This is a genomic window from Bacillus sp. LQ16, assembly GCF_057784645.1.
Window position 1 is genome coordinate 2,493,773 of record NZ_CM173491.1, and the last position, 23,966, is coordinate 2,517,738.

Genomic DNA, 23,966 nt, shown 5'->3' on the forward strand with positions numbered 1-23,966 from the left:
ATGTTGTTGTAGAACAATGTAGGAATTTTTTTGTGCATTAGTACAGAATCTGTTTTAAAATTAAGTTATGACAGAATTGTAGCAATTGTCTAACTAATATTCTTGTCTTTTAAGTTGTTATGTTTGTAGTAGAAACTCGCACGCTGTCGAAACTCAATATTCGATAAGGGGTGTGTAGCGGAATGGAATTTACTCTAACTCGCGAAAAACAAATGATTAAAGAAATGGTACGTGACTTTGCTGAAAAGGAAATCGCACCGAAAGCTGTATATTATGACAAAACTGCAGAGTTTCCATATGAAACATTTCAAAAAATGGGCGAACTAGGATTATTAGGCATCCCATTCCCAGAAGAGTATGGAGGTTCAGGTGGCGATACGGTATCGTATGCGTTAGCAGTTGAAGAAATTGGTCGCGCTTGTGGTGGCACCGGTTTAAGCTATGCTGCAACAATTTCATTAGGTGCTTCTCCAATTTATTATTTCGGTACAGAAGAACAAAAACAAAAGTATTTAGTTCCAATGGCGTCAGGTAAAACATTAGGTGCCTTCGGATTAACGGAGCCGAATGCTGGATCTGATGCAGGTGGCACTCAAACGAAAGCGGTATTAGATGGTGATGAGTATGTAATCAGTGGTGAGAAGTGTTGGATTACAAACGCAGAGTATGCAAATACAATTATTGTAACCGCTGTCAACGGTATTGAAGAGAATGGTAGAAAACGTATTTCTGCATTTATCGTGCCTACTACGAGTGAAGGATTAACGATTTCAAGTCCTTACGATAAGATGGGTGTTCGCGCTTCTAATACTTGTGAAATCGTACTTGATGGTGTTCGTGTACCGAAAGAAAATATTCTTGGTGATGTAAATAAAGGCTTTAAACAATTTTTATATACACTTGATGGAGGGCGTATTTCAATCGCTGCATTGGCAGTTGGTATTGCGCAATCAGCCTTTGAACGTGCATTACAATATGCGAAAGAACGTCAACAATTTGGAAAGTCAATCTCTAATTTCCAAGCGATTCAATTTAAATTAGCTGATATGGCGACTGAAGTAGAGCTAGCACGCAATTTAGTACATAAAGCAGCTTGGTTAAAAGATAACGATAAACCTTTCGGCAAAGAAGCGGCAATGGCAAAACTATTTGCATCGGAAGCAGCAAGCCGTATTGCGAATCAAGCAGTACAGATTCATGGTGGATATGGTTATATGCGTGAATATGAAGTTGAACGACATATTCGTGATGCGAAACTATTAGAAATTGGTGAAGGAACTTCTGAAATTCAACGTCTCGTAATTGCTAGACATTTAGGATGTAGATAAAAGGGAGGAATCACTATGTTTCAAAAAATATTAATTGCGAATCGCGGGGAAATTGCTGTTCGTATTATGAAAACTTGTCAAAAACTTGGCATACGCACTGTTGCTATTTATTCTGAAGCAGATGAAAATGCCCTTCATGTGAAGATGGCAAATGAAGCTTACTTAGTAGGTGGACCGCGTGTTCAAGAAAGTTATTTAAACCTTGAAAAAATTATTGAAATAGCTAAGAAGACAAATGCAGAAGCGATTCATCCGGGTTATGGTTTATTATCAGAGAATCCGTCTTTTCCGGTTCGTTGCAAAGAAGAAGGAATCGTATTTATCGGTCCTTCAGAAGAAATCATTACGAAGATGGGAAGTAAAATCGAATCACGTATCGCAATGCAAGCAGCAGATGTCCCAGTAGTCCCAGGTATTACTACAAATATTGAAACTGCTGAAGAAGCAATTGAAATTGCAAAACAAATTGGTTATCCCTTAATGCTTAAGGCATCCGCAGGCGGCGGAGGCATTGGTATGCAGTTGATGGAAACTGAGCAAACGCTCACCAAAGCGTTTGAAAGTAATAAAACAAGAGCGCAAAACTTCTTTGGTAACGGAGAAATGTATTTAGAGCGATATATAGCAGATGCGCATCATATTGAAATTCAGCTTTTAGCAGATACACATGGTAACACAGTGTATTTATGGGAGCGTGAATGTTCGGTACAGCGCCGAAATCAAAAAGTAATCGAAGAAGCACCTTCACCATTTTTAGATGAAGGTACACGAAAGGCGATGGGAGAAGTTGCTGTACAAGCTGCCAAAGCACTTGGCTATACAAATGCAGGTACAGTTGAGTTTCTTGTAGATGATCAGAAGAACTTCTATTTCTTAGAGATGAATACGAGATTACAAGTAGAGCATCCAGTGACAGAAGAAATTACGGGATTAGACCTTGTAGAACAGCAACTCCTTATCGCAAGTGGAGAGAAACTATCATTTACTCAGGATGATGTAAAACGTAGTGGTCATGCCATTGAAGCTCGTATTTATGCAGAGGATCCGAAAACATTCTTCCCATCACCTGGGAAAATTACAGATTTAACATTACCGTCAAATGTACGGATTGATCACTTCTTAGAAAATCATGTAACGATTACACCTTTCTATGATCCAATGATTGCGAAAGTCATTGCACATGGCGAGACTCGTGAAGAAGCAATTTCGAAATTACATGATGCTCTAGAAGAATTAAAAGTAGAAGGTATTAAAACGAACACGCCAATGCTACTGCAAGTTTTGGAAGACGAAGTGTTCAAAGAGGGTATTTATACAACGGGTTTTGTAACGAAACAACTCGTTAAAAAATAAGATTTAACAATATTAAGGGGGAAAAAATGATGACGAAAGTATACGCATCGATGGCAGGAAACGTTTGGAAGATTGTTGTAGGAGTAGGAGATACAGTAGAGGAAGAGCAGGATGTCGTCATTTTGGAATCTATGAAAATGGAAATTCCAATCATTTCAGAAGAAGCTGGCACAGTTATGAAAATTAATGTGCAAGAAGGCGATTTTGTAAATGAAGGAGATGTATTATTAGAAATTGAATAGGGAGATATAGGGGGAAGCGAATTGAAACTACCTAATTTTGCTGTCATTAAAGAAGTCGGGCCACGTGATGGCTTACAAAATGAAAAAAAGATTGTTGGCACAAAAGATAAAGTAAAATGGATTCAACTACTTACAGAAGCAGGATTGTCGTATGTTGAAGTTTCCTCATTCGTTCACCCAAAATGGGTCCCTGCATTAGCAGATGCAAATGATGTATTTTCTGAGCTGAAAAGGGATCCAAATGTTACATATGCTGCGCTTGTTCCGAATCAAAATGGTTTGGAACGAGCTTTTTTGCAAAATGTAGATGAGGTGAATGTTTTTTTATCAGCAAGTGAATCTCATAATAAAAGTAATATTAATAAATCGATTAAAGAAGCATTAGTTGTAATTGAAGATATAACAAAACAGGCATTATTCGAAGGGAAAAAGGTAAGAGGCTATGTTTCTACTGTATTTGGATGTCCTTATGAAGGGGATATAAGTGTTACAGCAGTTGACGAATTATGTAATCAATTATTTTCATACGGCATTTATGAAGTTTCTCTTGGGGATACAATCGGTGTAGCGAATCCATTACAAGTAGAACAAGTATTAGAACATCTATTAAAGAAGTATGATGCTTCGCAGTTTGCAATGCATTTTCATAATACGTATGGAATGGCTCTAGCGAATGTAGTTAAATCATTAGAATACGGTATTACAACGTTTGATAGTTCTTGTGGTGGACTCGGGGGCTGCCCTTATGCACCAGGAGCATCAGGTAATGTTGCTACTGATGACCTAGTACATATGCTCCATAAGTTAGGAGTCCAAACGAATATTGATGAAGAGAAGTTATTGAGAGCAAGTCAATTTATTCAAAGTAAATTAAATATCCAATTACCGAGTCATGTGTATAGAGCGCTTCAACATAAAACGATAAGTAGGTGAGTAGATGCTACAATTACAAAACATTTCCGTTGATTACGTAACACCTCACGTAGTAAAGATTTCGTTAAATCGTGAAAGACAAGCAAACTCATTATCTTTGGCATTATTAGATGAATTACAAACTATATTAACTCAAATAAGTGAAGATTCAAACGCACGTGTAGTTATTTTGACTGGTGCTGGTGAAAAAGCATTTTGTGCTGGTGCAGATTTAAAAGAGCGTGCCGATATGAATGAAGAACAAGTTCGCCATGCTGTTAGTATGATTCGCACTACTATGGAGATGGTTGAACAATTACCACAGCCAGTTATTGCTGCAATAAATGGAATCGCACTTGGTGGTGGTACGGAATTAAGTTTAGCTTGTGATTTTAGAATTGCTGCTGAATGTGCAAGTCTTGGTCTTACTGAAACGACACTTGCAATTATACCAGGAGCAGGTGGTACACAGCGCTTACCGAGATTAATTGGAGTTGGTAGAGCGAAAGAATTAATTTATACAGGTAGACGTATTTCAGCGCAAGAAGCAAAAGAATATGGTTTAGTAGAATTTGTTGTACCAGCTAATTTACTTGAAGAGAAAGCGATTGAAATAGCAGAGAAAATTGCTAGTAATGGACCTATTGCTGTTCGATTAGCAAAAGAAGCGATTTCAAACGGTATTCAAGTTGATTTACATACCGGATTACAAATGGAAAAACAAGCGTATGAAGGTGTAATCCATACGAAAGATAGATTAGAAGGATTACAAGCATTCAAGGAAAAACGCACACCAACGTATAAGGGGGAGTAAATATGTTAGATCAAAAACAACAATCAAATACATTTGAAGAACGAGTTGAAACGATTAAACAAGGCGGCGCACCAAAATATCATGAACAAAATAAAGCAAAAGGAAAATTATTTGTTCGAGATCGTTTAGCGCTTCTATTTGATAATGGCGAATATGTAGAAGATGCATTATTTGCTAACTGTGAACAAACAGGCTTACCTGCGGACGGCGTTGTAACGGCAACGGGTAAAATACATGGTCGTACTGCATGTGTAATGGCCAATGATTCTACTGTAAAAGCTGGATCGTGGGGATCACGCACAGTTGAAAAGATTTTACGTATTCAAGAAACAGCTGAAAAACTACGTGTTCCGTTATTTTATTTAGTCGACTCTGCTGGAGCACGTATTACAGATCAAGTAGAAATGTTCCCAGGGCGCCGTGGTGCAGGAAGAATCTTCTATAATCAAGTGAAATTATCAGGTAAAGTTCCTCAAGTATGCTTATTATTTGGACCTTCTGCAGCTGGTGGTGCCTATATTCCAGCCTTTTGCGACGTTGTAATGATGGTAGAAGGAAATGCATCTATGTATTTAGGATCTCCTCGTATGGCTGAGATGGTTATCGGTGAGAAGGTAACTTTAGAAGAGATGGGCGGAGCTCGTATGCATTGCTCTGTATCAGGATGCGGAGATGTTTTATGTAAGACAGAAGAAGATGCGATTACACAAGCAAGACAATACATTTCATATTTTCCAAATAACTACTTAGAAAAGACTCCATTGGTTACACCTCAAGAACCGAAACAATTCGATAAAACGTTAGAACAAATCATTCCAGAAAATCAAAATGCTCCTTTCAATATGAAAGATCTCATTAATAGAGTTATTGATGAAGGTTCATTCTATGAAGTAAAAAAATTATTTGCTCAAGAGCTAATTACAGGCTTAGCACGTATTGATGGTAAGCCTGTTGGTATTATTGCAAATCAGCCGCGTATGAAGGGCGGCGTATTATTCCATGATTCAGCTGATAAAGCTGCTAAGTTTATTAATTTATGCGACGCATATCATATTCCATTATTATTCCTTGCGGATGTACCAGGATTTATGATCGGTACAAAAGTAGAGCGTGCTGGTATTATTCGCCACGGTGCAAAAATGATTTCTGCAATGAGTGAAGCAACTGTACCGAAGATTTCTATCGTTGTTCGTAAAGCATATGGTGCTGGTTTATATGCGATGGCAGGTCCAGCATTTGAACCAGATTGCTGCCTGGCATTACCGACAGCCTCTATTGCGGTAATGGGTCCAGAAGCTGCGGTCAATGCTGTATATGCAAATAAAATTGCAGCTTTACCAGAAGAAGAGCGTGCTAGCTTTATTGCTGAAAAACGTGAAGAGTATAAGAAAGATATTGATATATACCACTTAGCATCAGAGATGGTGATTGATGGTATTGTTCATCCAAACAATTTACGTGAAGAGTTAAAAGGACGTTTCGAAATGTATATGAGTAAATATCAAGTATTCACGGATCGTAAACATCCTGTATATCCAGTTTAAAAGCCCTATTTAGGGCTTTCTTGCTCAAAAAGTTAAGGAGGGGAAAATATTGAAACAAGCAGTTTGGTTTCCAACAGAAGAGTACAAGGAAAAAACACGTTTATATAGTTGGATGAAATCATTGGGATATGAAGACTATGAAACTTTTTATAATAAATCTATTGAGGAAACAGCTTGGCTTTGGGGAGAGGCAGAAAAAGCAGTTGGCTATCAATGGATGAAACCTTATACAGAAGTGTTAGATTTAGAAAATGGTACACCGTTTGCACAGTGGTATAATGGCGGAACATGTAACGTTGTAGAATCAGCTTTATCCCGCTGGCTTGCGGATGAAGAGACAAGAATACAGCCAGCACTTCAGTACGAAGGAGAAAATGGAACTTCAAAATCATTTACATATGAAGAGCTTGATAACTGGGTAAGCCGTGTTGCCAATGGTTTGAAACACGCGGGTATTGAAAAAGGTGACCGTGTAACAATTTATATGCCGATGATTCCAGAAACAGTTGTTGCGATGCTAGCTGTAATGAAAATTGGAGCAATTATTTCACCAATATTCTCAGGCTTTGCGTCTGATGCAGTTATGACACGTGTGCAAGCGGCGGGTTCAAAAATGATTATTACTGCAGATGGATTTTCACGCCGTGGTAAAATTGTTTCTTTAAAAGATGAAGTAGATAAAGCTTGTGAACATTGCCCAACTGTTGAAAAAGTTGTTATCGTTCGTCATGCAGGAAATGATTTTACACCACATAACTATGACTTTTCGTGGAGTACGCTAGAAAAAGAAAAACCATTCATACATGCCGAGGAAATGCAAAGTGATGATCCATTAATGCTCATTTATACATCAGGAACGACTGGTAAGCCGAAAGGAACAGTACACACGCATGCAGGATTTCCTTTGAAAGCAGCTTTTGATGCAGGATTTGGAATGAATATTAAACAAGGTGATCGTGTATTATGGGTAACTGATATGGGCTGGATGATGGGGCCGTTTCTATTATTCGGTTCACTCATTAATGGAGCAACGATGGTTATGTACGAAGGTGTTCCAGACTTCCCAGAAGCAGACCGGTTATGGGAGACAGTTGATAAATATGAAATTACTCATCTAGGTATTTCGCCAACGTTAATCCGAGCATTAATGGCAAAAGGTGATGAGTATGTCAATAAACATTCTTTAAAGAGTTTGGAAGTATTCGCATCAACAGGAGAACCTTGGAATCCTGATCCATGGATGTGGCTGTTTGAAACAGTTGGAAAAGGAAATGTTCCAATCTGTAACTACTCAGGTGGAACTGAAATCTCTGGTGGGATTTTCGGTAATGTTCTTATTAAGCCAATCGCACCGATTAGTTTTAACGCATCTTTACCAGGAATGGCAGCTGTCGTGCTGGATGATCAAGGTAAACCAATTCGAGATGAAGTCGGAGAATTATGCTTAGAGAAACCTTGGGTAGGTATGACGAAAAGCTTCTGGGAAGATGATGAACGTTACGTGAACACATATTGGTCGCGTTTTGAAAATAAATGGGTCCACGGTGACTGGGTCATTTACGATGGTGAACAATATATCATCACAGGGCGTTCAGACGATACGTTAAATATTGCAGGTAAACGTATTGGACCTGCTGAATATGAATCTATTCTTGTGAAACATAATGATGTAATCGAAGCTGCTGCAATTGGTGTACCTGACGAAGTAAAAGGTGAAGTTTGTCATTGTTTTGTAGTGTTAAGAGATCATGTAACATTCACAGGAGAATTAAAGAAAGAATTAATGAGTTTAGTAAACTCTCATATTGGAAAAGCGTTGTGTCCTAAAGACATCCACGTTGTAGAAGATTTACCGAAAACACGTAATTCTAAAGTAATGCGCCGTGTTATTAAAGCAGCTTACTTAGGAAAAGAATTAGGTGATTTATCATCGCTTGTAAATCCTGAAGTAGTTCCGTTTATTCAGGGGTTACAGTCTAGTAAATTATAAAGTTAGCAAGGAGTTCTATATAAATAGAGCTCCTTTTTTATGTTTATAAAAAGAGAAGAAGTGAAGTTGATGAAGAAGAAAAATTCTACTATTGGTGTTAAGTATGTCTGTTTTATAATTTTTATTAAAATACGATACTGTGGCATCTTTATTCATTGGAGTAATTAAATTTTGTTAAGGATGAAATTCAATAAAAGCGTTATTTTAATAGATTGTTACGAAATTTAATTTGAAAGGCACATCCAAATGATAAAAAAAGAGCACTATAAAATCAGTGCTCTTTTTATTAGAAATTGCTTAGTTCTTAAAAATAAAATTATTACGGACAATTCACAATGGTAATAATGACGCTAGCCATTGTTCCAGGAGAATCAAGAAGTGAAGCAGTAACGGTTACTGTTCCAGGCCCATTAGCGGCCAGAAATACAGCGGTAAAGTTACCTGAGGCATTGGTAATGACAGCAAGAGGAACCATGAAAGCAAGAAATGGGTTACTAAATGAAAAACTGACCACTACCCCTGGAGTAGGACTACCGTTTACTAATACTTGACCCGAAAAAAATAAAGTATTATTTCCTTGAGTGGATACACATGCTGTGGTTTCGTTAGAAGTCAAGGTAATAGATGCAGGTCCAGCAGGAAGATTAAATCCAGTTGGCCCAGTTGGCCCAGTTGATCCGGTTGATCCGGTTGGTCCAGTTGATCCGGTTGATCCGGTTAATCCGGTTGATCCGGTTGGTCCAGTTGATCCGGTTGGTCCAGTTGATCCGGTTGGTCCGGTTGATCCGGTTGGCCCAGTCGGTCCAGTTGATCCGGTTAATCCAGTAGCTCCTGTAGAACCGGTGGGACCGGTAGGGAATTGAAAAGGTTGAACAGGTGGAAGTGTAGGTCCAATAGAACCCGGATTAAGTGCAGCAAAAGATAAAAACTCGTCCATTATTTATCACCTCTAAAAATCGTATTACTAATAGTAAATGTAATGATAGAGCAAAGTGAAACAGACAAGCGGTTGTATTTTAACAAATTAAACAAAGTAGTTATATGATAGAAAGAGAGATTAGTATGATTCCTTTAGAAATTAAATATAAAAAGGCGATTATCTTCAAATCGCCTTTTAGGTAATGCCGTGTAATTTTATTCAGTTATTTGAAATATAGTTTCATTTTGTTTGGAAAATCCATACAGTTTCCTTGCGAATTTTAAAATTTCTTCTTCACTACTTGTTAAAGCCTTGACATCCTTGTTAAGGGAATGACCATCCTTCTTTACAGAAGATAATTTTTGTTGTTCCATATTAAGTGTGATTTGTTTTTCTTTAATCATTTCTTGTTGGTTATTCAGAGAATATTGGAGGACAAAAATTATAGGCAATATAAAAGCCAAAGTAGTTATAATACGGCGTCTTGTTTTTTTAATACTACCTTGTTGGGTAGTATGATTCACTTGCTGTGAGGGTATATTAGGATTTGATTGGTGTGATGATACTTTTGGGATGTTTCCCATTAAAATGCCTCCATTACTGATTGTCGAATTTAAACCTTTTAAAAGTATTATAAATGTTCAATAGGGATTTTAGAAGATATTTTAATATAGGAGAGTTTGTAAAATTTAAAAAATCTTTATTTAAATAAAAGAAACCCCGATTATCTGTGGGGCTCCTGAAGATAATGAAAGTACTCGACTAATTAAAGAATCCATGAATTTTTTGGTGAAAATGCCGGTAAATTCGTCTGAATTAATGAGAGCATCTAAAGCTTTATACGTACGTGAAGTAATTAAAAATCGATTTATAAGAGTTAGCTTGTCTTTTCTTAATACCCCACTTAATCAGTAAATATATATGTCTGTTGAAATCTTTACGTGTTCATTGACAAAAAGCTGACTATATTCAGTCAGCTTTTTGTATAATACATTCTAGTATTTATTGGTTCCAAAAGATATATTCTTTCCTTTAAGTTGACATCAAAAATATTACCAATTTTTTCTTTTACAATGGCAACAAATAAAGAAACATTTACAACGACACTTATTTCGTTTAAAACTCCAATCATCATCACGATGACACTTTTCTTTAGATTTCCACCAATCATCATTACAATGTTTTTCCTGAGAACTCCAATCGTCATCACAATGACACTTTTCTTTAGATTTCCACCAATCATCATTACAATGCTTTTTCTGAGAACTCCAATCATCATCACAATGATGCTTTTCTTTAGATTTCCACCAATCATCACAACAATGCTTTTTCTGAGAACTCCAGCAATCATTTTTCCAAGACATTCATTTCTACCTCCTTTCAATAGTGTTCATATTATTCTATGTTTTAATAAAAAAATGGCTTGTTTATTAACCTACTATTTTATCTTTATATGATAGAGTGTTTTCTACTCGATATAGAGTTCATACAAACTATGCTAATTTTTAAGAGATAGTGGAGAGAACTACTACTAGTTATGGTGTTTTCCAATAAACATTTGTTGAAGAAAGCGTTCTGATTACATATAATATCTTATTTTCGAGTACGCTTTTTTAAATGTATATTTCACAATGAAAAATGGGAAATCCACAAATAAAGTCTATGTATATGTGAGTTAATGGGAAAATCTAGTGTGTTTTTAAGGGGCATCTTATTAAAAGAAAAAGATTTGTTTTAGAAAGTGGTGTCTAAACATTAAATGGAGTAGGACTAAATTCACGGCCGCTCATTAAACAAGATTTTAATTAGGAGAAGTCTGTTTTTATAATGAATAATGAAAAGAAGGTTTGGTACAATTGTTTGTTTTTTTCTTTTTATGTGTTTGCCTCGTACCCTTTTAAGCTAGTGGACATACTTTACTAATAGAAAGGATTAGGGGGTGAGGTATTGGGTTCTCGATTTAATAATTGTAAAAAGAAGTGTACATGTAAACAAGATGATTGTTGGGAAGTATTCGAAGAGTGTAAAAAAGAACAGCATGAGAAATGTGATAATTCTTGTGTACAAGGAATTAGAGATGAACTTAAGAAATTAATTAATCGAACAGTTCAAATTAATACAGAGGGACGTACTTATGTAGGTACTGTTTCGTCTGTAAGTTGTGATGTAGTTAGGCTTGCGGCTATTCCTGGATCGGTTGGAGTAATTATTTCCATTTGTAAAATTGAAGCAATTTTCCCACCTGTTACAACGGTTACTGCTGACTTTGATTTTAATGGTATTGATGTAGCAAACAAAGCATAATTATGCTGCTTTTTTGTAAAGCCATTCACATGAATGGCTTTATTTTAATTTCATATAAAAGGAGAATATATTCTTTATATAGAAATAAGTTTGAGGTTATAAAGTATGATGTACGAAAGGAGCATGGAAGTGATTAAACTAAAAACCTTTAAAAAATCTGATTTTAAACAATTAATAAATTGGATTAATTCTGAAGAATTTCTAATACAATGGTCAGGAAATGCATTCACATTCCCTTTAGACGAACAGCAATTAGAGAAGTATATAGAAAGTGCAAATACACTCGCTTTCAAAGTGGTAGATGAAGAGACTTCAGACGTTATTGGTCATATTTCGCTTGGGCAAATAGATAATATTAATAAGTCCGCTAGAATTGGAAAAGTATTAGTTGGTAATACGAAGATGGGAGGACGTTCTATAGGAAAACATATGATGAAAGCAGTACTTCATATTGCTTTTGACGAATTAAAACTACATAGAGTAACTCTTGGTGTGTATGATTTTAATATATCGGCCATTTCATGTTACGAAAAAATAGGGTTTGTAAAAGAAGGCTTATTAAGAGAGGCAAAAAGAGTAGGAGAAACGTATTGGAATTTATGGGAAATGAGTATGTTAGAATATGAATGGAAGAAGTAGCAACGATAGTAATTTATAATTATATTATGTTAACAAAAGGGGCTTGGTGGGTATAGTGGATAATAAAACAAAAATAATTTCAATTGCAGCTGTTTCGGGGGAGAGCTAGTATGTTAAAACTGACAAAGAAACCATTTTTGAAAAAGGCCCACCTGCATTGTTTCTGAGGAATAAGAGGGTGAGCCCTAATTAAACGAAACTGAATGAATCTGTAAAAATTGTAACTAAAGTATGCATCAACAAGGTATTAAAAGGGATGAATAGTAACCTTTATAGATTATTCCATATATAGCAAAACTGGTTAGCTTCTGATTTAAGCGCTACTAAATGATTATTATTAATAGAGTTATTCGTATACATTCTGTTCTTTTGGATGTTAAGTACCGTATAATTCACATCGTTTCGTTCATTTGAAAATGTTGATTCATTTAATAGTGTAAGCGTCGAGTTAATGTTGTACTTATCAATTCGCTCTTTTTTTCCTTTGAAAAACAGTTTGATAAGATGTGGCTCATTATTAATGAATAAGCCAAGTTCAGGTGATGAACGGACGATTAAATCATCTGATTTCCAATGTGATTTACCTGGATCAAACCAAGAGATGTCTTTATTTTTAATGAATTTTTTGTATTGCTTTATGACATCAATGTAGTTTTGTTTTTTTTTCTGATCAACCGTTTGTACTAATGTTTCGAAATATTCAAAAGTTAGTTTGTTTTGATGAAATTTAATAACAGTTTCTCGTAATTGTTTCCAGTAATCAAAAGCTGGTTGATATTCAGGTTGGGATTTTAGATTTTTTATAAAGGTTGTTTTAGCTGTACTACCTTTCAGTGTGAAGTCTAAAAATTGTGTAAGCCCTACTTTAATTTCTTTCATATTATATCCCCTTCCAAACATTATTCATTTAATAATAGACGAAAAATCCGACATTTTTAAAGAAATGAGCTAGATGCTAGAAAATCCAATATCCATGCACAATAGATACGGGAAAGCCAATCCGTAAGTATAAATGATGGACCATTCAATTGAAGATAAATTAGGTAATAGGATTTTACCAGGTGATAGGTTATTAATATAATCAGATAGTGAGCTGATTTTAAAAGATAACAATATAGATTATTTAGCTTGGATTTGAGAAAAAAAGTACATGGGAATAAAGAGGGATATAGGGAAATGGGCCCTCATCAAAAAATATAAGTTGGTATCAGTATACCGTAGAGAATGAGTGTATAGAACATACAAGTAAAAGTATTGGCAAGCATACTTAAAATAAGCCGTATAAAAAGTTAATCATTGTGTGCTTTGATAATATAGCGTCAGCGAAATAAATAGTGTGAAGGAGAGCTATCTTAACAAGTGTTTCATGTAACGTTCATATACTTTAATTTTATTATTAATCAAACTTGAATATTATAGAAACGGATAATGAGGTATGGGTGGTGCTCTTTTTTATTGAATAAAATGGGTTGATTTTTCGGATTTTCATTACAATATAACAAATAAAATTTAAATTTTATTTGTTGTTAAGAAAAGGTGAGAAGAAAATAAAAAAAGAGGGCTAATGCCCTCTTTTCTTATTAATTTGGTAATTAATCACAGATTGGTATCCCAAGCACTCTTAGAGCTAATGCTACTTGAAGGGAAATCTCTAATCTAGCAATTTCAATACCAGCTACTGAAAGAACTAAAAAAGGTTGTCCGTTTACAAATACAACACAACTATCCATAGTTAATCCTCCTTTCTAGTAATCTACTATAGTATATGAGTAGAACTTTAAAGTGTAATAGTTCAATTGTTGGATTTAATAGAATTAATAGATTAACCCATTTAAACTAAACAAACGAATACAACGAAAGGAAACAGAGATGGATGTATGTCTCAAAAAACATAGGTTTTAAGACATGTAATGGGATATGAAATTCATCATATTGGTCAGTTATCTATATGGGCGAGGGAGTTAAACTTGCAACCTGTTTCAGCAAATTTGATTGGAAGAGGATGATAGAATTAAAAACCGACTTGCATCTCAAGCGCAAGTCGGTTCTATATATAAGAAGATTTCTTAATTGAAATCCTCGGATTTTTTCTGACGTATATGTAAAAACATTAAGGTGGTAATGATTAAAAAAATCATTATAGTTTGTATAATTAAATTTTTAAACTGAAGCAATATTGTCCAAGATGTAAGGGCGTCTTTAAAAGCTTGGAGTGCAGAGTACGAGGAAGGATCAAAACCATACTGTAGCAACTTTTTTGTTTCAATAAATGAGATGTTTTCTTCATCTGCATCTAATATTACTGAAATTAGTCTAGTATCTCCTAGTTTTGCTGTACTGACAAAACTATAATTACCGTTAGTTGAAAAACTAGTTTGTAAGCCATCAACACCTTGAAGTTTAATGTTTTCATTAAGGGAATATATCATTTTATTCGTATTGAAAACCTGGGAATCTTTGAAGGTAAATTGGTAAGAGGTTAGTTTCGTAATATTCAATACATCTGGAAAATCTTTTACTAATCGTGCAGCTAGTTTAGCTGCGTCTATTGCTGTTGTAGTTGATTGTTTATTTGTATCATGATTAATTCCAGTAGAGTTTAGAAATGGAGATGGTTGTAATAACTGTAGTTCTTTTGCTTTTTTATTCATTAATATTGTAAAGTTATCTTCAGTTCCAGCAATGTGTTCTGCTAGAGCGAGTGCAGAACGATTATTCCCTGCCAGTAGCAATGCATGAAGTAAATCACGAACCGTTGTTTTATCATTCGATGTTACTTGTATAGGGCTTGTTTCTACTCGGAAAACTTCGTTACTTATTTGTACGAAGTCATCTAACAGTATTTTTCTATCATTTAGTTGTTCCAATACGATATATTCCGTCATTAATTTAGATAAAGTAGCTGATTGTACTGGGGTTTCTTCATTTTTTTTATAAACAATTTCACCTGAATTAGCATTTATTAAGATAGCTGATTTAGCTTGAATAATCGGACCATTTACATAAAGATAAAAATATAAAACGATAAGTGCAGTAATGAAAAAAGATAATAATAAAATAGCGAATTTTTTTAAGAATTGCATAAGTGATCCTCCTATTATGACATCAATAATAGTATTGTAAAAAGGAATGCTTAATTAGGAAGAAAGAAAAGGTAAAGAATTTCTAAAGAATTATAAAGGATTATTAAATTTAGGGAAATAATAGAAAAAGTTCAATTTCTTATATGGTAAGAAATTGAACTTTTTATTTGTAATATTAACATTTGTATGGAAGTAGTTTTACAGTGAATGTTGTTTTTTCGTCATCACTATATACTTCAATTGTTCCTTTATGCAACTCGACTATACTTTTTGCAATTGCTAATCCAAGTCCAGATCCACCAGTGTTTGTAGAGCGAGATTTCTCAACGCGGTAAAAACGTTCAAAAATATGAGGTAAATCCGTACTAGGAATAGGTTGTCCGTAATTTGTTATATCAATTGTAATCATATTATTGCTTTCATAAGCAGTAAGGTCAATATAGCGACCTTCGCTTCCATAAGCGATAGCGTTTATAATAAGATTTTCAAACACACGCACTAATTTGTCACCATCAGCTAATACCATGAGCTTTTGAGACGGGAAAGAAGGCCGACATTCTATATTAGCTTCTTGAACCTGTATGCGGAATTGAACAGTTAATTGTCCAAGTAATTCTACAATATCAATAGGAACAGAATACAAGCTTAATTCTTTATTTTGAACACGTGTATATTCGAACAAGTCATTCATTAATGCATTAAGACGAGTTACTTTATCGTAAATGACTTGAATATAGTATCGCAATTCCACTTCATCTCTATAATTATCATGATGGATTAAATTTACGTATCCAACTATAGAAGTAAGGGGAGTGCGTAAGTCATGTGATACATTTGTAATAAGTTCACTTTTTGCTTGTTCAGCTTGTCTTTCTTCATCAATGGAGACTTTTAATTGTTCAACAATTTCATTGACCCCGATTGCTAATTCTTCTAGATAATTATGATTTACAATAGAAACTTTATGATTGAAGTTTCCATTTGCAATATAACGAATTTCTTCTATCATTTTTTTTATACAAGTTTCATAATAAAGTTTTTTCTCGTGACGATAAAAAATGTAAAGATAGGATGAAAAAATAGAAAATAAAAACAAATAAGATACAATCATCATCCATAAAGACTCTTTAATCCCTTTATACTTTTCATAACCAAAAATTCGAATGAATTCTTTACCGAGTTCAGTTAGAGTAAGTGAACTCTCAATTACACTCGTAACGAGGCGATAAATAATTAGTTCAGTAATAGGAGTGAGTGTGATAGCTAATAAAAGCCAAAAAATAAGTTTCCATTTAGGAATATCTTTTAATATATCAAATGCTTCATTTCTCAATTTTATAGCCAACTCCCCAAACAGTATGAATAAATTTTTCTCCATTTATTACTGTTTCAAGTTTATCTCGTAAGTTGCTAATATGGACCATTACCGTCTTATTTGAACCATAACCATCTTCATTCCAAACGCGTTCGAAAATTTCTTCTGAACTAAATACTCTTCCTGTATTACTCGCAAGTAAATATAAAATATCGAATTCAATAGAGGTTAGTTTAATGTACTCTCCATTTACTTTAACTGTATGATTATGTTTGTGTATTTCAACAGAGCGAATACGAATAATACCATCTTCATTCTTTTGCGAAGTAGCATTTTGGAAAGAGGATCTTCGTAATAAAGCTTTCACTCTAGCTACTAATTCTAATGGATTGAATGGTTTGATCATATAATCATCAGCACCTGTCATAAGGCCTAATATTTTATCCATATCTTCTGCTTTTGCACTAAGCATTAGAATTGGTACAGTATTATTTTCACGCACTTCCTGACAAACTTCTAATCCGTTTCGTTTTGGCATCATAATATCCAAAATCATAAGGTCAACTTCATATGTAGAAACCTTTTGCAATGCTTCATCGCCATCATAAGCTTTATAAATGTTATAGCCTTCATTTCGCAAATAAACAGCAAGTAATTCAACAATTTCTTTATCATCATCAATAATTAATATATTTTTATTCATTGTGTAGTTCCTTTCCTTACAAATCATCAACATTACTATAATATCAAACATTTATGTACTTGTAGCGATGATTCTGTATAAAATTTCATGTAACGTATTAAAAAGGAGTAAAAAGATTAATAACGAATATAAAATAACAAGGATATTTAGATTCCACATTATAATGAAAGTTAGTTATAAGGGGGATTTTCTATGTTATGTAATGATATATATTCATTTACTCCAACTGGAAAAATAGACAATGATATTAAAGCTTTTCTACTAAAATATAATAAAGAGTTTACATATAAACATCCAATTCGTGTGGCAAATGAGGCAAAAAAGATTGCAGAAAAGTTTCACGTAGATAAAGAAAAAGCAGCAATTGCAGGATATTTACATGATATTAGTGGCATTTTTCCAAACGAGGAGCGGATTGCAGTTGCTGAAGAATTTGGTGTAGAAATAGTGGAAGCGGAAAGAAAGTTTCCTATGATTATTCATCAAAAATTATCGAGGGTAATCGCAAAAGAAATATTTAAAGTCGAAGATGAAGAGATTTTAAATGCAATTTGTTGCCATACAACGTTGCGTAAACATGCAACGAAGATGGATTTAGTATTATTTGTTGCAGATAAAATAGAATGGGATCAAAAAGGGACACCACCATATTTAATAGAAATAAAAAAAGAATTGGGAAAATCTTTGGAAAAAGCAGCTTTTGTATATATTTCATATTTGTGGGAAAGGAGAGATACATTGAAAGTTATACATCCGTGGCTAGAAGAAGCATATTGGGATTTAAAAAGAATTGTACAGTAGAAAGGACAAGGAAATGCAATTAAAAGAATATATGAATCAAACATTTCCAGGAGTTACATTAGGACCCTACTTATATTCTCAGTGGGAAAATCATTTACATTTTGATTTCGGAAAAGATAAATATCAAATTGTAGAAGGAACCGACGATTTAAATATGGAATACTTTTCTCAACTATATACATATAATAAATTCTTATTTGAAGACATATTTTCAAAAGAAGATGTAGTGTTTGTAGTGACAAATGTTTATAGATTTAAAAAGGAAAACATAAAAACTCCACAGAAAATAAATATATACAATAAATATATTAAGAAAAGAGATTTAAGATTTCATATAAGATAAGAAACGTTACCGTTTTTATTTGAAGATGAAGAAGCAGATTTATCCCGCTATTTGCCGGGCAGTAAGCCCCCCACTGATTAAAGTTTCACTTTATATTGTACATATCAATTTTCTTTTAAATGTCTTGCGGAAGATATTAAATATGAACCGCTGATACAAGCTGCTAATCATGAGGATTTTTCTGATCTGTATCTTCGATTTGGACGAAAAAAAGAAATTTCTTATCCAGATGTATTTCTCATAAATGCAAAGAAAGATATTGTGATGTTTATGTATGATGATAGAGGATGTGAAGTAATTGCGAAGAATAAAGAAATAATACGAGATTCATATAAGAAATACAAAGAATGGATTCCAGATTATGAACGAGAAAGTATAGATAACTTATTTAAATGACAATAGGGGAAGTGAAGCGTGTAATGAAACGTATTGCAATTGTATCTGCATGGGAACCAGAACTGACGTATTTGCATCAACATTATCCGAGTGAACGTGTTGAAAAAAGAGCAGCTTGGGAATTTCATTTTCATACTATTAATGAGCTGGAAATAATATCAGTTGTTACTGGTGTCGGTAAAGTAAGCTGCGCTAGTTGTGTACAATTGTTAATTAGTGAGTTTCAGCCAGATGAGTTGTTTATGACAGGAATATGCGGAAGTTTATCAAACAAGGTGAAAAACGGTCATATTGTAGTGGCACTAAACGCAATACAACACGATGTTACTGCTGCTGGCTCAGGGGAAAATGTTTTTAATTTATATAACGGTAGAACAGCACCTATTGAAACAACAAAATCACTTGTAAGAAGAATAAAAAAAATACGATCGTATGATCCAATACATTTCGGTACATTTTTATCAGGAGATCAACGTATTCGTAGTTCAGAAATGAGATATTTACTCCATACCGTATATGGAGCATTGGCAGTTGATCAAGAAGTAGCAGCTTTCGCCTATGTGTGTCAAATAAATAAAAAACCATTTCTATGTTTAAAAGCTGCTTCAGATCAGGCTAATGATAAAACGAAAGAAGAACAAAAAATCTTTAAAATGCTAGCATGCGAAAGAGCATGTGAGCATTTAATTGCTTTTTTGCGTATTTATGAGATTAATGTAGTAAATAATAGATAGTTTGTTATAAAACAAATTAATAGTAAGTTATATGTAGGGAAATGTCCGTTCATTTCAAATTAAGAGCTGAAATTTATAATAGATGGAATATATTATATGGGTACATGTTGAGGTTAATACAAGCAATTGGAGGGCAATTTTATATGATTCAATATAAAAGGTGTAGTGAAGTGAATATTGATTTAGTATATGAAGCTTTTAAAGATGGATTTTCCGATTATATTATTAAGATGGAGGTTTCAAAAGAGGATTTTATACAACGTTTTTTGGGACCAGAAGGTAATTTGCTAGAACATTCTTTTCTTGCTTTAGACGGTGACAAATCTGTTGGCGTAATACTAGGTGGTATAAAGGATTATGAAAGTATAAAGACTATGCGCTGTGGAACATTAGCGGTTCATCCTAATTACCGCGGTATTGGTGTGAGTCAAAAATTATTTGAACTGCATAAAGAAGAGGCGATTCAACATGGATGTAAGCAACTTTTTCTCGAAGTCATTGTAGGAAACGACCGAGCGATTCATTTTTATAATAAGTTGGGCTATGAAAAAGTTTACGATCTTTCTTATTATAATTTAAATGATTTGACTAAAATAATGAATAAAGATTGTAAGGATATTGAAGTAAAACAATTAGAATTTCCAACTTTTAAAGATGAAATTCAGAAATGGTTAAACTTCCATATAAATTGGCAAAATGATGTTGATTATATCGAAAAAACAAATAATGTATTTTATGGTGCATATGTCACTAATGACTTAAAAGGCTCTCTATGTGTAAATGAACAAGGTAAAATTAGTTTTATTTTCGTAGATAAAGATTATAGAAATATTGGTGTTGGGATGAAATTATTAGAAGTAGCAAGAGAAGAATTACATTTATCAAGTTTATCAATTGGGTTTCCTAACAATAATTTACTGGAGGGTTTTTTAAAGAAATGTAGATTTGAAAAGAATTCTTTAGCACAATATGAAATGTATTTATTACTCTAAGAGCGGAAAAATTTATTCTTTTCGCTTTTTATTTTGCTGTTATGTTGGTAAATGCTCCGTAACTATAATTTATAATGCGAGGGAGTTTGTTTATCCTTAAGTTATTTTTTAATTGTCAATTTCATACTAATAATTTTCTTTGTATAATATTCTAATTTTATGTAGAATAGATACGATGGGAGGGGATGAAATGAATAATGGATTAAAGTTTAAGATTTTTGAATTGCATTGTCTCGTTCAAAAGACTTATTCTGATATTAAAATGGCATGTGATATTGCTATTTATCAAGAAAATACTTCTAAATATTTAATTTCATTAGGATTTTTAAATAAATCATATATGACTTATATAGAAGCAAAAAGATTCTATCGCGAAAATGAAGAGCTTGTAAGTGTAGAATTTGATAATTTCTTTGATATGTATGATAAATTAGAAAACGAATTAAAACAAGTTATTTCAACTGAAGATAAAAATCCTTCATCGCTACATAGCAGACTTGATCAGTTTCAGCAGAAAGTTGAAAATATAAATGACCTAATAAAAGTATTGCAAAATGCTCGTTAATGAATGCTTTTTTCTTTTTGTATAGAAATTATGTATTAAAAACATTTTAGGGATATTACATATTGAAGAGGTGGCTTTTGTAGATTACAAAAGTCATCTTTTTATGTTAGGAATAGATTGTATACATTTTAGCAGTTTCATATAAATAATAGAAATTTATACGAGGTAAATATCATGGGAAATAAAAAAGAAATAGCTATAGTTGCATTAACAACAGGATTCGTCTTAACAAGTGTAACATCATATGGAGTAGGTCATGCAGAGGAACCTGGTCAAATGCAAGTTGAAATTCAAGAGGATTCGTTCCGTACAGGTGATCTTACACAACCATCAAAAAAGGCACCAGAGAATGTAGTGAAAGATGCACTTAAGGAAAATACGGAGCATGCTTTGTCTCCAAAACAAGTTAGTGCAGAAACAGGAGTAGATTACAAGGTTCTTCAAAAACGTGGTTCTTATGATGGAACTACACTTGTGCGCATGCAACAAATTTATGAAGGAAAAGAAGTATATGGCCACCAGTTGACTGCTCACGTAGATAAAAAAGGTATTATTAAAAGCATTTCAGGAGCTAGCGCACAAAATTTAACACAAGAAGATTTAAAGAAACCTATTAATTTATCAAAAGAAGAAGCAAAACAATATATTTATAAAAAGTACGGAAACGATACTAAATTTATTTCAGAGCCAGAAGTTAAGGCAGTTATTTTTGTTGATGAAAATCATGGGCAGGCTAGCAACGCATATCAAGTTACATTTGCTGCTACAACACCAAATTATGTATCTGGAACTTATTTAGTGAATGCTCATAATGGTGATATGTTAAAAGATATGGTACAAGAATCAAGTTTGAAAATAAGTGAAGAGTATGTTGAATCCGTTAAGGAAAATAAAACTAACAATTTCACATCATTAACTGGAACAGGAAACGATGATTTAGGCGTAACTCGTACATTTGGTATTTCTAAACAGACTAATGGGAATTATGCGCTTGCTGATTACACAAGAGGACAAGGAATTGAGACATATGATGTAAATTATAGAGATATTACAAATGAAGAAAGTTATTATCCTGGTATACTAGCAACTAGCGTTTCAACAACATTTAATGATCCAAAGGCGGTAAGCGCTCATTTCTTAGCAACAAAGGTATACGATTTTTATAAAGAAAAATATAAGCGTAATAGTTTTGATAATAAAGGAAAAAAAGTAGTTTCAGTTGTACATGCATGGGATTCTGGAGGAACAAATGATCCTGAAAATTGGGAGAATGCATTTAGTACTAATATTAATAACATTAGTATGCTTTTATATGGAGATCCTATGGTAAAAGCATTCGATATAGCGGGTCATGAATTTACACATGCAGTTACATCAAGCGAATCTAACCTTGAATTTTCAGGAGAATCTGGGGCGATTAACGAGGCATTATCTGATATTATGGGAACGGCTATAGAGAAATACATAAATAATGGGGAATTTAACTGGACAATAGGAGAACAAACTGGATCGACTTTTCGTAATATGAAAAATCCAACTGCAATTAATTTTTCAGAAGGACTACCGTATCCTGATGATTATAGTAAATATAATGATTTAAATGGAGAGGATTATGGAGGCGTTCATTTTAACTCAAGTATTATTAATAAAGTTGCGTATTTAATTGCACAAGGTGGTACTCATAACGGTGTAAATGTAAATGGTATTGGTGAAGATAAAATGTTTGATATTTTCTATTATGCAAATACTGATGAATTAAACATGACTTCTAATTTCTCTGAATTGAGATTGGCATGCCTTACAGTTGCAACTAATAAATATGGAACGAACTCAATTGAAGTTCAAGCAATCCAAAATGCTTTTGATGCGGCAAAAATTACAGGAACAGTGAAAGAAAACGAAAAAACAGTAGAAAACCAAGCTCCAGAGTTAACTGTACCGATTACCATTACACTACGTGTAGGAGATACGTTTGATCCAATGAGAAATGTAAAAGCTGTTGATAAGGAAGATGGTGATTTAACAAATAAAGTAAAGCATAAAGGCGATGTAGATACTTCAAAATCAGGTACATACATTATGGAATACATGGTTGTTGATTCTCAAGGGCGGAATGCAACGGCAACACAGACTGTAATTGTAGAGAAAAATGGAGAAACATCAGATTTAGAACCTGAATTAACAGTGCCTGTTAGAGCGACAATTCATGTAGGAGATTCATTTGTTCCAATGGCAGAAGTATTAGCTATCGATAAAGAAGACGGTGATCTCACTTCTAAAATCAAAGTTGATGGTGAAGTAGATACATCTAAAGCCGGTACTTACATATTAACGTACACGGTTACAGATTCTAACGGTCATGAAGTAACGGCAAAGCAAACTGTAACGGTCAAAGTTAGAGAAGAAGTTAAAAATGATAAACCAATACTAAAAGTACCTGCTACAACTTCAATTACTGAGGGTGATCAATTTGATCCGTTGGTAGGAGTATCAGCTACTGACAAAGAAGACGGTGACCTTACTTCTAAAGTAGCGTATGAAGGAACTATAGATGCAACTAAAGCTGGTACTTATGAAATAATATATAGTGTAAGAGATTCCGAGGGTAATGAGGTAAATACAATACAAAAAGTATTAGTGAAAGATAAAGAAACTAGCAAACCTAATGGTCTTGCTAATAAGACAAATAACAATAATATCTCAAATAACAGTAATACCGATAAAAAAGAATATACATATAAGGAGCTGCCAAAGACGGGTGTAAGTACAACTAACAGTGCAGCAATCGGCATATTGATGATTATTGCAGGTACAGTACTCACTTTGATTCGCAAATTTAGAAAGATACAAAAATAATAGTAGGGATTATTCGTTTGAAGAAAAGAGTTGAGTATTCAAAAGAAATAAAGTAGAAAGTAAATAAAACGAAATATGGATTTTTTACTTATTAAGATTTTAATAGTTAAGCGGTACATCTGGCTTTTATAAA

Annotated in this window: 23 protein-coding genes and 3 pseudogenes; 18 read left to right on the forward strand and 8 right to left on the reverse strand. The window is 33.6% G+C overall.

The features are described 5' to 3' along the window. Positions 1–182: 182 nt before the first annotated feature. The 9 genes from AC3EMB_RS12415 (at position 183) to AC3EMB_RS12455 (ending at position 9,046) form a co-directional block, all read left to right on the forward strand. On the forward strand, positions 183–1,328 hold the full coding sequence (locus AC3EMB_RS12415) for an acyl-CoA dehydrogenase (protein ID WP_000397279.1): 1,146 nt from the start codon (positions 183–185) through the stop codon (positions 1,326–1,328). A gap of 15 nt (positions 1,329–1,343) precedes the next feature. Further along, the gene (locus tag AC3EMB_RS12420) at positions 1,344–2,681 is read left to right on the forward strand and encodes an acetyl-CoA carboxylase biotin carboxylase subunit (RefSeq protein WP_000486742.1); all 1,338 of its coding nucleotides are present in this window, start codon (positions 1,344–1,346) and stop codon (positions 2,679–2,681) included. A gap of 26 nt (positions 2,682–2,707) precedes the next feature. After that, positions 2,708–2,923 carry an acetyl-CoA carboxylase biotin carboxyl carrier protein subunit gene (locus AC3EMB_RS12425; RefSeq protein ID WP_001987345.1) on the forward strand — a complete coding sequence of 72 codons (216 nt, stop codon included), beginning with the start codon at positions 2,708–2,710 and terminating at the stop codon, positions 2,921–2,923. 21 nt (positions 2,924–2,944) lie between these two features. Beyond that, the gene (mvaB, locus tag AC3EMB_RS12430) at positions 2,945–3,856 is read left to right on the forward strand and encodes a hydroxymethylglutaryl-CoA lyase (protein WP_000775436.1); all 912 of its coding nucleotides are present in this window, start codon (positions 2,945–2,947) and stop codon (positions 3,854–3,856) included. A 4-nt stretch (positions 3,857–3,860) separates the two neighbouring features. After that, positions 3,861–4,649, forward strand: a complete 789-nt coding sequence (locus tag AC3EMB_RS12435; RefSeq protein ID WP_488517716.1) for an enoyl-CoA hydratase — start codon at positions 3,861–3,863, stop codon at positions 4,647–4,649. Between the two features lie 2 nt (positions 4,650–4,651). Further along, the gene (locus tag AC3EMB_RS12440) at positions 4,652–6,193 is read left to right on the forward strand and encodes an acyl-CoA carboxylase subunit beta (RefSeq protein ID WP_000886755.1); all 1,542 of its coding nucleotides are present in this window, start codon (positions 4,652–4,654) and stop codon (positions 6,191–6,193) included. A 49-nt stretch (positions 6,194–6,242) separates the two neighbouring features. Next, entirely contained in the window at positions 6,243–8,183 is a 1,941-nt protein-coding gene (locus tag AC3EMB_RS12445) for an AMP-binding protein (RefSeq protein WP_071730016.1), read from the forward strand. Between the two features lie 335 nt (positions 8,184–8,518). Beyond that, a complete protein-coding gene (locus AC3EMB_RS12450; RefSeq protein WP_071730608.1) occupies positions 8,519–8,734 on the forward strand; it encodes a hypothetical protein in 216 nt (71 codons plus the stop codon). A gap of 45 nt (positions 8,735–8,779) precedes the next feature. Beyond that, positions 8,780–9,046 carry a hypothetical protein gene (locus AC3EMB_RS12455; protein ID WP_488517717.1) on the forward strand — a complete coding sequence of 89 codons (267 nt, stop codon included), beginning with the start codon at positions 8,780–8,782 and terminating at the stop codon, positions 9,044–9,046. 17 nt (positions 9,047–9,063) lie between these two features. Here the strand turns inward: AC3EMB_RS12455 and AC3EMB_RS12460 are convergent. From AC3EMB_RS12460 to AC3EMB_RS12470, 3 genes and pseudogenes are all read right to left on the reverse strand, one after another. After that, a pseudogene (locus AC3EMB_RS12460) lies at positions 9,064–9,120 on the reverse strand (exosporium leader peptide-containing protein); the annotation flags it as partial. A gap of 197 nt (positions 9,121–9,317) precedes the next feature. Beyond that, positions 9,318–9,686, reverse strand: a complete 369-nt coding sequence (locus AC3EMB_RS12465; protein ID WP_071730597.1) for an FtsB family cell division protein — start codon at positions 9,684–9,686, stop codon at positions 9,318–9,320. A 389-nt stretch (positions 9,687–10,075) separates the two neighbouring features. Next, a complete protein-coding gene (locus AC3EMB_RS12470; RefSeq protein WP_180233065.1) occupies positions 10,076–10,486 on the reverse strand; it encodes a hypothetical protein in 411 nt (136 codons plus the stop codon). A 563-nt stretch (positions 10,487–11,049) separates the two neighbouring features. Between AC3EMB_RS12470 and AC3EMB_RS12475 the strand changes: the two genes are divergently transcribed. Further along, positions 11,050–11,406: a hypothetical protein gene (locus AC3EMB_RS12475; protein WP_000535577.1), complete on the forward strand. Its 357-nt coding sequence runs from the start codon at positions 11,050–11,052 to the stop codon at positions 11,404–11,406. 105 nt (positions 11,407–11,511) lie between these two features. Beyond that, positions 11,512–12,045, forward strand: a complete 534-nt coding sequence (locus tag AC3EMB_RS12480) for a GNAT family N-acetyltransferase (RefSeq protein WP_142340471.1) — start codon at positions 11,512–11,514, stop codon at positions 12,043–12,045. 270 nt (positions 12,046–12,315) lie between these two features. On the opposite strand, the gene AC3EMB_RS12485 is transcribed toward AC3EMB_RS12480, so the two are convergent. Next, the gene (locus AC3EMB_RS12485; RefSeq protein WP_488517718.1) at positions 12,316–12,924 is read right to left on the reverse strand and encodes a hypothetical protein; all 609 of its coding nucleotides are present in this window, start codon (positions 12,922–12,924) and stop codon (positions 12,316–12,318) included. 713 nt (positions 12,925–13,637) lie between these two features. Beyond that, on the reverse strand, positions 13,638–13,775 hold the full coding sequence (locus tag AC3EMB_RS12490) for a DUF3956 domain-containing protein (protein ID WP_000376554.1): 138 nt from the start codon (positions 13,773–13,775) through the stop codon (positions 13,638–13,640). A 183-nt stretch (positions 13,776–13,958) separates the two neighbouring features. Here AC3EMB_RS12490 and AC3EMB_RS12495 point away from each other — a divergent pair. Then, positions 13,959–14,051 (forward strand): annotated as a pseudogene (locus AC3EMB_RS12495) (DinB family protein); the annotation flags it as partial. Positions 14,052–14,111: 60 nt separating this feature from the next. Here the strand turns inward: AC3EMB_RS12495 and AC3EMB_RS12500 are convergent. The 3 genes from AC3EMB_RS12500 to AC3EMB_RS12510 all read right to left on the reverse strand — a co-directional run bounded on the left by AC3EMB_RS12500 (position 14,112) and on the right by AC3EMB_RS12510 (position 17,146). Beyond that, the gene (locus AC3EMB_RS12500; protein ID WP_265938076.1) at positions 14,112–15,128 is read right to left on the reverse strand and encodes a D-alanyl-D-alanine carboxypeptidase family protein; all 1,017 of its coding nucleotides are present in this window, start codon (positions 15,126–15,128) and stop codon (positions 14,112–14,114) included. 175 nt (positions 15,129–15,303) lie between these two features. Further along, complete coding sequence (locus AC3EMB_RS12505; protein ID WP_001243312.1) at positions 15,304–16,461, reverse strand: sensor histidine kinase; 1,158 nt, start codon at positions 16,459–16,461, stop codon at positions 15,304–15,306. Next, positions 16,451–17,146: a response regulator transcription factor gene (locus tag AC3EMB_RS12510; RefSeq protein ID WP_001038807.1), complete on the reverse strand. Its 696-nt coding sequence runs from the start codon at positions 17,144–17,146 to the stop codon at positions 16,451–16,453. Before AC3EMB_RS12510 ends, AC3EMB_RS12505 begins: the two co-directional genes overlap by 11 nt. A 192-nt stretch (positions 17,147–17,338) precedes the next feature. Between AC3EMB_RS12510 and yqeK the strand changes: the two genes are divergently transcribed. The 6 genes and pseudogenes from yqeK to AC3EMB_RS12540 all read left to right on the forward strand — a co-directional run bounded on the left by yqeK (position 17,339) and on the right by AC3EMB_RS12540 (position 23,833). Continuing rightward, positions 17,339–17,947, forward strand: coding sequence for a bis(5'-nucleosyl)-tetraphosphatase (symmetrical) YqeK (yqeK, locus tag AC3EMB_RS12515; protein WP_098852508.1), 609 nt, complete (start codon positions 17,339–17,341; stop codon positions 17,945–17,947). Positions 17,948–17,960: 13 nt separating this feature from the next. Then, positions 17,961–18,686: pseudogene (locus AC3EMB_RS12520) on the forward strand (DUF3885 domain-containing protein). After that, positions 18,683–19,420 (forward strand): 5'-methylthioadenosine/S-adenosylhomocysteine nucleosidase, encoded by a 738-nt coding sequence (gene mtnN, locus AC3EMB_RS12525; RefSeq protein ID WP_142238995.1) that lies wholly within the window; start codon positions 18,683–18,685, stop codon positions 19,418–19,420. The pseudogene AC3EMB_RS12520 and the gene mtnN overlap by 4 nt, the downstream one beginning before the upstream one ends. A gap of 143 nt (positions 19,421–19,563) precedes the next feature. Next, positions 19,564–20,412 (forward strand): GNAT family N-acetyltransferase, encoded by an 849-nt coding sequence (locus AC3EMB_RS12530; RefSeq protein WP_071730584.1) that lies wholly within the window; start codon positions 19,564–19,566, stop codon positions 20,410–20,412. Between the two features lie 190 nt (positions 20,413–20,602). Then, entirely contained in the window at positions 20,603–20,977 is a 375-nt protein-coding gene (locus AC3EMB_RS12535) for a hypothetical protein (RefSeq protein WP_001059026.1), read from the forward strand. A 174-nt stretch (positions 20,978–21,151) separates the two neighbouring features. Beyond that, the gene (locus AC3EMB_RS12540) at positions 21,152–23,833 is read left to right on the forward strand and encodes a M4 family metallopeptidase (protein ID WP_071730582.1); all 2,682 of its coding nucleotides are present in this window, start codon (positions 21,152–21,154) and stop codon (positions 23,831–23,833) included. The last annotated feature ends 133 nt before the right edge of the window (positions 23,834–23,966 follow it).